Here is an 11,037-nt window from a genome sequence, read left to right as displayed (position 1 = left end):
CTTATGCCCTACCGATTTCCCCTTTCCCTTTTATTTTTTCTTCTGGTCATTCCTGGGTTTTTAAAGGCGGATGAGTTGGCTTTGCCTCAAGGGCGGCAGAAACAGCTCGAAGACTGGAAAATTATTACGGCTTCCCGTTATCATGAAGAGAGTGGCGGTTTTGAAGCCAAGGCCGAAGGCTTGATCCCTGCCGATCCGGAACAGGTCTGGTTATTGGTTACGGACTTCAACCATTGGAAAGATATCTTTCCCCACGTGATGGTTTCTCAGGAGGTATCGCCACCGGTCCTTGATCAAATCCGGCAGACACTCAAAACCGGTCCCTTGCCCGATGAGGTGCTGGAGGCCTGGCGGTCACGGCTGGAGAAAATCAAAGAGGGCTCCTGGTGGGTGGGTGGAGCACCCTTGGGTGGAACACCCTTTTGGGAGGGTTATCTGTTTGAGATTTATGATTTTCCGTGGCCGGTGACCAACCGATGGGCGGTCAACCGGTTGGTGATGGACGAAACGGGGGTCATGATGAGACAGTACCAGCTCCATTGGACGATGCTCATCGGGACATTCAAACAGAGCGAGGGGTATTTCAAGATCGGGCCGTACGGCAAGAATTCAAGGCTTACTGATTTTGTTGTTTATATGAAAAACGATCCTGGTCTCAGGGTCCCCAAGACGCTCCTGAAGATGGGGAGCCATCTCAGCCTCCCTAACGTTGTCCGGGGTGTCCGTAATGAGGTCTCGCGGCAAAAAAGACACCTTTGGGTGGAGCACCCTTTGAAAAAACGGTAAAAATCCTTTTGACACGACTGGGAAGGCATGGTTCCCTCGCCGCTCGTGGTTCCCGAGTTTTATCAATTTCACTGTCCCACAAAAGTTGTCTTTGGCGTCGGTCTTGCCAGGGATTTCTCCTCTGAGTTGGCCTCTTTGGGAATCCGCCGTTTTCTGGTCGTGACCGACAAGGTGTTGGTGGGCAACGGTCTGGTCGCTCCTATTATTGAGGGAATTAAAAAAACGGGGTTTGAAGTTGTCGGCATTTTTTCCGAAATCCCTCCCAACTCCGAATTGACCATTGTCAAAAATTGTGCCTCACAGGCCAAGGAGTTGGGGGCCGAAGGGTTTATCGCGATTGGAGGGGGAAGCCCGATTGATACGGCGAAGGCGGCCAATATCCTTTTTACCCTCGGTGGTGATTTGGTAGGGGATTATTCCGGGGCCCAAACTATTTCAGTGCCGCTCAGTCCCCTGGTAGCGATCCCGACGACGGCAGGGACCGGGAGCGAGGTCTCCTCAGCGGCGGTCGTCTTGAACGAGGCGGAACACACGAAACTTTCTTTTGTAGATAGCCATCTCTACCCGACCTTGGCGCTTTTGGATCCCGAACTGACGATAACACTCCCCCCCAGACTGACTGCCGCGACAGGGATGGATGCCCTGACCCATGCGATCGAATCTTATGTCAGCAATCAAAAGAATCCTGTTTCGGATGCCCTGGCCCTGGAGGCGATTCGTCTGATTCATCGTTATCTCGTGGGTGCGGTGGAGGACGGGAAAGATAGGGAGGCTAGATCCGGCATGATTACCGCCTCAATGCTGGCCGGTCAGGCGTTTGATCATGCGATGGTCGGGGTGGTTCATGGAATGGCCCACGCCTTGGGGGGATTGACCGGTATCCACCACGGGACGGCGAACAGTATCTTTCTGCCTTGGGGGATGGAGTATAATCTCGAGGCCAGGACGGAGGAGTACGCCGAGATCGGCCGGATTTTGGTGGGATGGAACCAAGAGAGTTCCGATATCAAGATGGCCCATGCCGCGATCGAAGAGGTTGTTGGACTGAGGGAAAAACTGCAAAAATTAAGCGGGCTCCCTTTTCGTCTTCGGGATGCCGGGGTTAAAGAGGACCTTCTGGGGGCGATTGCCGAAGGGGCCGTGGACGACGGGACCAGTTTCTACAACCCGCGTGAGGTTGTTAAGGAGGAGATTCTGAAACAGGTAAAAAAGGCCTATTAATTTTAATTCCCCTCCCTTGATGGGAGGGGATAGAGGGGAGGGTGACAATGGCTACCTTTGAAAACAGTGCAAAACTCATTGAGGTGCTCAGCGGTTTTTTTCAGTTTTTGAGTCAGGACCCGGGGATCGGCCCAAAGCTTCTCGCCTCGAGGCTGATCCTTCGTTTCAATTATAAGGAACCGGAGGCCTCCCTCACGGTTGATCTCTCGGGTCCCCAGGTTGTCATTTTGGCCAATGATACCGAAAGAAAACCGGAGGTTGAGATGAGTATGAAGGCGGATGTCGCTCACCGGTTCTGGCTGGGGCAGGTGAATCTGATGATCGCCTTGACGCGCCGCGAAATCACGGCCAAGGGGCCGATCCCCAAGATCTTAAAACTCTTGCCGATTATCAAACCGGCCTATACCCTTTACCCGCGCTACCTTGAAGAGAGAGGGTTTTTTAAGTAGCAACCATTTTCCGGGTGGCGCCGATAATAATATCAGAGAAAATCATGAGACTACGAAGCCTCTTATTCTTCGCTATTTTCCTGGGGGTTGCTTCCTGTTCCAAGGATCCGATGGGGGAGCTCTATGGGGTCTCCTTTGAGGAGACCGCCCTTTGCGGTGAAAACACCAAGGAAATCCCGTTCAGGAATGAAAATCTTGAAGAAACACTCCATATTATTGGCATTGCGATTGAGCCGGGAACTGATCCTGATGGCAATTTCAAGCTTGAATCGATCAAGGTTGGCAGTGACCCGGAGATCGTCAGCAAGTCAGGCAAGATCGACGATGTCTCTGTCCCCCCAGGGTCTCCCTATGTGGTAAAGGTGGTCTATTCCCCGATCAAAGAGGGGGCCGGACAACAGGCCATTCTTGCCATAGCCATTGATGGTCCCGATCAGGGGATTGTCCAGGTGATGCTGACGGGGTCCGAGGGGGGTGCCGGTCTTTGTACCAGTGAAAGTGCCTCCGGTCCCGTCAACTTTGACGGCGAACAGACACTGCAGGTGACCCGTTTGGTGAGTGTGACCCAGAAACTTCCGAATGATCCTCTGACCTCTGACCCGGAGGTGACGGCAAGACCGTTTCAACCGGTCGATCTCAACATTAACTTTAATCTCAAGGGGGGAAATTTTACCTTTCCCAAGATTACCGAGGAAGATAGTTTTGTCCTCCCCCCGACGCTGAATCCGAATGTCAAAAATCTGATCCCCGGAGACACAATCATTACGAGTGATGCCGGGGCAACAGGGGCCTATACCGCCTCTACGGGATTTCTGGAGGTGAAAGACATCATCATCAAGATGAGAGAGACTGGAGGGGCCTTTCAGGCCGATTTGAAGATCACCCTGACGACGGGAGGCCTGCCTCTCCCGATCGTTTTCAGTCAGGGGAATCTCCTGAATGCCGACATGAATCTGGTTAATGGGCAACTGACCGGCAAACCTCTCCAGGTGGATGAAAGTGACAAGACAAAAGGTTCGGTGATTCTTGTCGGTTTTGGAACCTTCAGCAATGTTTCTGGCAACAACCAGTCGATCGTCAAATCCCTCCCCAATAGCCAGATCGGTGTCCAGATCGAGGCCAGGATTGTCGGGAAGTAATTTCCAAGGACAAGATTAAGTTGCAATTGGAGTTCTCTTTGTCTTAAAGTCCGCTCGTCATGGCCAGGGCTGATCTCCTTCTTGATTATGAAAATGTGATGGCCGAAAAGGTGGGACGAAAGGAGGGGTTTGTCCTTTCCGAGATTGAGTCTCTCGTCAAGAATATCCAGACCATCCAGAAGGGGCTTGTCAATTTAAGACATCTGGGCCAACTCCCCTTTTGGGATCTTCCCTTTAATGAGGAAGAATCAGGCCGTATCGTCAAATCGGCCGAGGCCAAGAGGAAAGAGTTCGATCATTTTATCTTGATCGGTATTGGAGGCTCTTCACTGGGTGCTGAAACCCTCCAGGCCGCTTTAGGCGCCTCTCACAAGAAAAAGAAATTTTACCTGATTGACCATTTGGATTCAGACCGGATCCAACAGATGCTGGAAGAACTGGAGCCGCGTAAGACCTGTCTGATCGTTGTGAGTAAATCAGGAAAGACCTTCGAATCACTAGCGACCCTTTTGGTTTTAAGAAAGTTCTTGAAAGACAAGCTGGGGATCGGCTATCGCCGCCATGTGGTCCTGATTACGGATCCGTTCAGCGGGCCTCTTCGGAAGATGGCGACCGAGGAAAAACTGGAATCGTTTGCCATCCCACCGGGAGTTGGCGGGCGTTTCTCTGTACTGACTGCGGCGGGTCTTTTCCCTGCCGCCTGTTTTGGGGTGGATGTTCAGGAATTGCTCGCTGGAGCCAGAAGGATGGAGGAGCGGGTTCGGAAGAGGGATCTGGCACAGAACCCGGCGATCCTGTCTGCGATTATTCACTATCTTTTTGCGACGAGAAAAAAAAGGCGGATTCGCGTCATGATGACCTATGCCGAGGGACTCCGAAAGTATGGGGATTGGTTTGGCCAGCTTTGGGCGGAGAGTTTGGGAAAGAGGTATTCGTTGGGGGGTAAAAAGGTCAATGCCGGTTCGACCCCTGTCGCCGCGACAGGGGTTAGGGATCAACATTCACAACTCCAGCTTTATCTCGAAGGACCAGATGACAAGGTGATTAATTTTGTGACGGTCGAAAAGGGAGAATCCCTGCCGATCCCGGAATCTCCGCCATCTTTGGGTGTGGAAGGGCGCCAGCTTGCGAAAGTTGGTCTGCGAGAGCTCTTAAAAATCGAGGAAAAGGCGACAATCGATGCCTTGACAGGGGAAAAAAGGCCGAATTTAAGTTACCGTCTGCCCGTTTTAAATGCTTTTACGCTGGGTCAGCTATTGTTTTCCTCCGAAGTGGAAACCGTTTATGCCGGTGAACTCTGGGGGATCAATCCCTTTGACCAGCCGGCGGTCGAGATTATCAAGAAGAATATCCAAAACCAACTCTGGAAGGGTTAGCCAAACAGAACAGAGCTTCGATTTTTGAGGGCCTCGACGATCATCGCCTGAATCTTCTCCCGGACCATTTCGGAAAGTTTGTTTACCAATAACTGATCGTCTGCATCTTTCGGACCGTACTCTTCAAACAAGATCGGTCCTCCAAAGTGGATCGACCATTTGGAAGGAAAGGGGATCAGGCCAAAAAGCCCCAGCCATGGGAGCGTTGGGGTAATTGGGAGGTAAGGGATACCCAACGGTTTGGCCAGGAGGGTCGACTTATAGATGATCGGATGGATCTCCTCGGCGCCGATCACCGCTGTCGGGATGATTGGAGAGCCGGTTCGCAAGGCCAGCTTGATAAACCCGCCGCGGCCAAACCGTTGGAGGCGGTAGCGGTGTTTGAAATGTTTGCCGATCCCCTTGACCCCCTCCGGGAAGACGGCAACGAGCTGTTCATTCTGCAAGAGCCGTTCGGCATTTTCCTGGCAGGCACGAACGCCGCCGGTCCGGTACATGAAGGTTCCCAGAAAGGGAAAATGATAGACAAAGTCTTCGACAAGGAAGCGGACATCGCGGCGCGAAGGGTGGTCATTTTCCACCGACATCCGGATCATGGCGCCGTCATAGGGCAGAGTTCCGGAATGGTTGGCGACAACCAGCCCCCTTCCTTCGTTCGGGATATGCTGGAGTCCGGAAACAGAAACGCGCCAATAGGTGTTATACAGGAAGTCAAAGAGTGGCCTGACCTTCTGGCAAAAGAGCGGGTCCATTCCAAAATCATCAACCTTGTAGTCTGCGTTGGCCCCGTTTCCGTACCAGAAGCCAATCAGAATTTTCCGGAGTGACTCCAGGGAGAGTGGGTTCAAAAGTCCCTTCAGATTTTCAAAAAGGAGGGTGAGAGGGGAATGGCCCGGAGGCCCCTTGATTTTTAATTCTTCGGAGACCTGGCGGATCTTTTCCTCAAGGTTCTTGACCAGACCGTCGACCTCTGTTTTGAGTTGCGGCGGGATCACCCCTTTTTGGTTGGCCTCCAGTTTTTCTAATGTCTGGCGAAGATCCCCCTCCAGTTTTTCAATCCTTGTTTCCAGTTCGCGCCGGATCTTTTTGATAGATTCACTGTCTCCTCCTCTCCCTGGCCCTCCCCCCAAGGGTGCTTCACCCAAGGGTGTTTCACCCAAGGGTGTTTCACCCAAGGGTGCTTTACCCAAGCGGGGGGGGGCGGATGAGGGTTGGGGTGAGGGGGAGGGCCTCACTGATGGCACTGATTTTAAAAGGCGTAATTTATTGTTCACTTTCCCCGTCTTCAACTTTAAGCCTCCATTAGATGGATATGCCTGAGACGTTCCGCACCGATGAAATCAAGAAGCGCCTCTTTGGCGGAGTATTTGGCAACAAACCCCATCACCCTCCGGGCTTTTTCCCCGTCGGCCACGCAGAGGTATTTGAGAAAATCGATATGGGAGGGGGGAGCGGGGAAGATGTCCAGATACCACATCGCCTGGGCCATCGGGTAGAGAAAGGCCGACGGGACCGGAACACCGATCTTGCCGCTCAAGCTCAAGACCTTTGAAAGGGGGAGAACGCCATCACCGACGATATTAAAGACCCCAGGGCAGTCTTTTTCGATTACTGTCACGAAGGCCCGGAGGGCATCTTCCTCATGGACGAACTGAAACAGGGGGTCGTACCCCATGACGGTGAAGACCACCGGCCGCTGGAGAAAGGTCGTCTTGAAGTTGCGAATCGTTGGTCCGACGATGGTGCAGGGGCGAAGGATGGTGATGATGGATTCGGGATGTTTTTTGGAAAAACGGAGGACCTGGGTTTCGGCATCGACCTTGTCGGCAATAAACTGACTTTTATAACCACCCCGCAACGGATGGTTTTCTGAAAGGAAGTTGGGATTGGTCGGGTGCGGGCCATAGACATCTGTTGTTGAGGCAAGGACAAACTTTTTGACCTTGGCGGCGGCACAGGCATCCAGGACATACATGGTGCCGACCGATTGCAACTCATGGGCGTAGCCAAGGTTGGGTGTTGGTGTGATCGGGAAGGCGGCATGAACAACCGTTTCAACCCCTTCGGCTTGCAAGATTTCCAGAAGTTTCGAATCGGCCAGCGTTTCTGTCAAATCGAGGCGATAAAATTTTGTCCTGCGGGTATCAAAAGGGGGCTTCTTGGTATCAATTGCAATAATAGTGGTGAAGCGATTCTCTTTCTCCAGCTCTCGAAGGATGGAACTCCCCAGAAACCCTGCCGTGCCGGTCAAGGCGATGCTTTTTTGAGGACCTTTCTTATTTTTCTTGTTGAGGGGCATCAGTCTTTTCCCTCCTATCCCAGGCAGGGGGGAATGTAAAGGCAAGAAAACCACGAATAACAAAGAGGAAATATCCAAGTAAAGTGTTCATTTATTTTTCAAAAAAGAGTACAGTGCACTGGACATAAAGGAGGTGTTTATGAGATTTCGGAAATGCTGGTCTTTTCTGGTCATGGCGGTTTTTCTTTTGGCGGTGGGGCGGTGTGGTGGTTCCTCATCGGAGGAGGGAACTGAAGGAGGAGGGAGCGGTGGAGGGACTGAAGTCGGCGATAACATCGGGACCTCCAGCCTTCCGGCCCCTTTGGGTCTTGCGGCGACTGCCTCCACCAGCAAGAGCCGGCAGATTGATCTTTCATGGTCAGCCGTTGAGGGGGCTGTCGGTTATCGGGTTTATTGGTCCACAACCGATGGTGCGGCGACCACAAGTGGGACAAAGATCAGCGACATTACCACCAACTCTTACGCCCAGAGTAGCCTTGTGGCCGGTGCCGCTCACTATTATAATGTGACGGCCGTTGACAGCGACGGCAAGGAGTCGAAAGCTTCTTCACAAGCCGGCGCCACGCCGGCCTACTCCTGGCAGACCGCGACCATTGATTCCACGGGGAATGTGGGCGAGTACCCCTCCGTGGGGGTAGATAGTTCCGGTAAGGTTCATGTGGCCTATTATGACCGAACAAACAGGGATCTTAAGTACGCGACAAATTCATCCGGGTCGTGGGTAACGTCGACCATTGATTCTACAGGGGCTGTGGGGCTCTACACCTCTTTGGCCGTTGATTCTTCCGGGAAGGTGCATATTGCCTATTTTGATTCGACGAATGGCGATCTCAAGTATGCAACCAACAGCTCTGGCTCCTGGGTTTCAACCACCGTTGATTCCTCTGGCGACGTCGGGTGGGCCCCCTCTTTAGTGATTGATAGCTCGGGGAAGATCCATATCAGTTATTATGATAATACAAACTATGATATCAAATATGCCACAAACTCCTCGGGTTTATGGGTGCCTGGCGTTGCTGTTAATTCCTCAGCGATGACCATTGAAACATCTTCGATAGGGGTCGATAGTTCCGGCAAGGTTCATATTGCCTGCTATGACAGCCCCAGCGGGGATCTCAAGTATGCGACGAACTCCTCAGGGTCATGGGTGACGTCAACCATTGATTCTGGCGGTGATGTCGGAGGACGCAATTCTTTGGGCCTGGACGGTTCCGGTAAGGTTCATATCGCCTATTACGACCAGACCAATGCTGATCTCAAATATGCAACGAACTTGTCCGGTTCTTGGGTCACAGCGGCCCTCGATTCGGAAGGATCGACGGGAGCCTATCCCTCTTTGAGTGTGGACAGCTCTGGCAAGATTTACATCGCTTATGGCGGTGTCAATAATGCCCTACAACAGGTGGCCAATGCCTCCGGTTCCTGGTTGGCGACAGAGTTTGACGCCCTTGCGATTGGAGAATATATCGGTCTCAGGCTTGATAGTTCCGGAAAAAGCCATATTGTCTACCGGGATGAGACCAATGGAGATCTTAAATATGCCGCGGAAAATTAGATAACCTCCCGGGCTTGAAGATCAGGCGATTTCGGATTGTTGAAGCCTCTTGGTCTTTTCTAGTTTTCTTGTTCATTGTCACGGCTCTTTTCTCCAAAAGGCCTTGCGATCAGGTATGAAACCCCCGCCAGGACCCGCCACTCCGGGGCCCCCACTCCTTCGATAATGCCCGTCCCTCCGCCGGCGGTGAAGGCCAGGTTCAGGCGAGGAAAATAGTAGCGGACCATCGGTTCTATTTCAAGGGGACTTTGGGGCGCTTTTTTAAAAAAATTCGAACTGCTTCCCCGTAATTCAACGAGCAGGTCAAGTGGGCTTAACACTGCCAGGTTGGCGCCAAGCCCGTACAAGAACTGGGTTCCGATGTTGGTAGAACTAACAACTGTCGCCTCTGATCGGGCAAGGACGCCGGTGTTCAGTGACAAAGAAAGACGATCAAAGAGTCTCGGTGAATCGATGACAGCAAGGAAACCACCCGTTATCTTTCCGGATCCGGTGAAATGGGTGTCCGAACCGGTGGGGAAGGTTACAAACGGGACAATGGCGATACCGACCGGGAACCTTTCATGATCCAGGGCCTTTAGTTTGAAATTCAGGCCGAGATCGCCCGATTCGAACTCTTTGGAATTGGCGCCTGTTGTCGGGTCGTTGAAAGATTCCAGAAAGGCAACAGGAAGGTTAAGCCCGGTGCTTAAAAAAGGAAGGAGCCCGACAGAACCGTAGAAATTGCCGACAAGATTGTAGCTGATGATATTGCCGGTCGAAACACCGGCACCTGTAAAGGCCTTCAGTGAATTGGCGGAGATATCGGTGTAGAGACCGAAGGTATACTGCCACTGGTTCAGACTGTCGGCCCCGTAAATACCGGCGTAAAGGTTATTGTCTGTGGCCGGTTTGAAAAGAATCGTATCAAAAGAGGCGCTTTTGGCCGAAGCGGTCCCTTCGAAGGCAAGCAAGGCGAAAAAAAGGAGGAAAAGAAACGAACGATAAAAGGACATCGTGGGTGGGAAGCTATCTCTTTTCAGGCACTTGTCAAACAAAACATGTTTATTGTTCGAGGTCCGGGATCGGCGTACAATAGGGCTATGGTTTATCCCCTCCGGTTTTTCACTCTCTTTTCGTTGGGTCTCTTTCTCGTCAGCGCCTCCGGGCAGGGGCTTGATGGGGGCAAGGGAGGGGGCGGGTGTGGGTGGGGGTACGGCGGCGAGTCAAGCGGAGAGAGCGGAATAGTCGGAGATGGCAATTCCGTTTCAGTCTCAGTCGGCGGCACCCTGAGCGGACTCTCCGGCACAGTGGTACTGCAAAACAACGGTGGAGATGATCTGACCTTGACGGCAAACGGCCCCTTTACCTTTCCAAGCGAGTTGCCCGATGGTACAAGTTACACGATAACCGTTTCAACCCAACCGGCTACCCAGACCTGTTCGGTTGCGAGGGGTGTTGGTACGATTAAGGGTGCCAATGTGACTAATGTCTCAGTTGTCTGTTCAAAAGACACTTATTCCGTTGGCGGCACCCTGAGCGGACTTTCCGGAACAGTGGTATTACAAAACAATAGTGGCGATAATCTGACCTTGACGGCAAACGGCTCTTTTACCTTTCCGACCGTGTTGGCCGACGGTGCGGATTATGCAGTAACCATTCTAACACAGCCCTCCGGCCAAACCTGTGCGGTCAGCAGTGCCTCTGGAACCATGAGTGGCGCCAACGTAACCGGCGTGACGGTGGCCTGTGCCAATAATATTATAATGTTCGGAACTGGTGGGGCGGGTGGCGGCAATCTCGGTGGCAGGGCTGGTGCCGATGCCCTTTGCACCGCCAGTGTGGGATCTCTTTCATGCAACACCATTCGCGCCTTTATCAGCGTGAGTGATGCCGACGAGATTCGGGATATGCCTGGCAATTACGGGGTCCCAACGACCGTCGCCATTCAGGGGTCAACAGGCACAAAAATAGCCAATAACTGGGAAGACCTGCTCGACGGCACTATCCCAACCTCGCTGGCAACCGCAGGCATAACAGACACAACGTGGTGGTCGGGGAGTACCACCAATGGCTCGCTCTCCAACAATTGTAGCAACTGGACAACCAGTTCCTTCGTGGCCCCTGGAGGACAACAGGCATTCGCTAACGTGACAGACAGCAACTGGATCAGTCAGAGCAACCAGTCCTGTGCTGTCGGCGCTCTCGTGGTTCTGTGCCTCTGTTACTAGAA

General features: G+C 52.5%; 10 protein-coding genes. 7 read left to right on the top strand and 3 right to left on the bottom strand.

Features of this window, described 5'->3' with window-relative positions; genetic code table 11:
- Positions 1-3 precede the first annotated feature (3 nt).
- From HYS22_02760 to HYS22_02740, 5 genes are read left to right on the top strand one after another with little or no spacing between them, the layout of a single operon-like run.
- Positions 4-786, top strand: a complete 783-nt coding sequence (locus HYS22_02760) for a hypothetical protein (GenBank protein MBI1909073.1) — start codon at positions 4-6, stop codon at positions 784-786.
- Between the two features lie 45 nt (positions 787-831).
- Positions 832-2,007, top strand: coding sequence for an iron-containing alcohol dehydrogenase (locus HYS22_02755; GenBank protein ID MBI1909072.1), 1,176 nt, complete (start codon positions 832-834; stop codon positions 2,005-2,007).
- A 47-nt stretch (positions 2,008-2,054) separates the two neighbouring features.
- A complete protein-coding gene (locus tag HYS22_02750; protein ID MBI1909071.1) occupies positions 2,055-2,456 on the top strand; it encodes an SCP2 sterol-binding domain-containing protein in 402 nt (133 codons plus the stop codon).
- 44 nt (positions 2,457-2,500) lie between these two features.
- Positions 2,501-3,595, top strand: coding sequence for a hypothetical protein (locus HYS22_02745; protein ID MBI1909070.1), 1,095 nt, complete (start codon positions 2,501-2,503; stop codon positions 3,593-3,595).
- A 59-nt stretch (positions 3,596-3,654) separates the two neighbouring features.
- Complete coding sequence (locus tag HYS22_02740; protein MBI1909069.1) at positions 3,655-4,971, top strand: glucose-6-phosphate isomerase; 1,317 nt, start codon at positions 3,655-3,657, stop codon at positions 4,969-4,971.
- Here HYS22_02740 and HYS22_02735 read toward each other — a convergent pair.
- Both HYS22_02735 and HYS22_02730 read right to left on the bottom strand, forming a co-directional pair.
- The gene (locus tag HYS22_02735; GenBank protein ID MBI1909068.1) at positions 4,968-6,131 is read right to left on the bottom strand and encodes an acyltransferase family protein; all 1,164 of its coding nucleotides are present in this window, start codon (positions 6,129-6,131) and stop codon (positions 4,968-4,970) included. The two genes, HYS22_02740 and HYS22_02735, sit on opposite strands and share 4 nt — an antisense overlap.
- A gap of 131 nt (positions 6,132-6,262) precedes the next feature.
- Positions 6,263-7,270, bottom strand: a complete 1,008-nt coding sequence (locus HYS22_02730) for an SDR family oxidoreductase (GenBank protein ID MBI1909067.1) — start codon at positions 7,268-7,270, stop codon at positions 6,263-6,265.
- A 139-nt stretch (positions 7,271-7,409) separates the two neighbouring features.
- Between HYS22_02730 and HYS22_02725 the strand changes: the two genes are divergently transcribed.
- A complete protein-coding gene (locus tag HYS22_02725; GenBank protein MBI1909066.1) occupies positions 7,410-8,825 on the top strand; it encodes a hypothetical protein in 1,416 nt (471 codons plus the stop codon).
- Positions 8,826-8,884: 59 nt separating this feature from the next.
- Here HYS22_02725 and HYS22_02720 read toward each other — a convergent pair whose 3' ends face one another.
- Positions 8,885-9,820 (bottom strand): transporter, encoded by a 936-nt coding sequence (locus tag HYS22_02720; GenBank protein ID MBI1909065.1) that lies wholly within the window; start codon positions 9,818-9,820, stop codon positions 8,885-8,887.
- 87 nt (positions 9,821-9,907) lie between these two features.
- On the opposite strand from HYS22_02720, the gene HYS22_02715 reads away from it, so the two are divergent.
- A complete protein-coding gene (locus HYS22_02715; GenBank protein MBI1909064.1) occupies positions 9,908-11,035 on the top strand; it encodes a hypothetical protein in 1,128 nt (375 codons plus the stop codon).
- Positions 11,036-11,037: the final 2 nt, after the last annotated feature.

This window comes from Deltaproteobacteria bacterium (assembly GCA_016177765.1).
In the GTDB taxonomy this organism is placed as follows: Bacteria; UBA10199; UBA10199; order JACPAL01; family JACOUP01; genus JACOUP01.
Note: the sequence above shows the minus strand (reverse complement) of the source record. Positions and strands in the feature narration are given on the sequence as shown.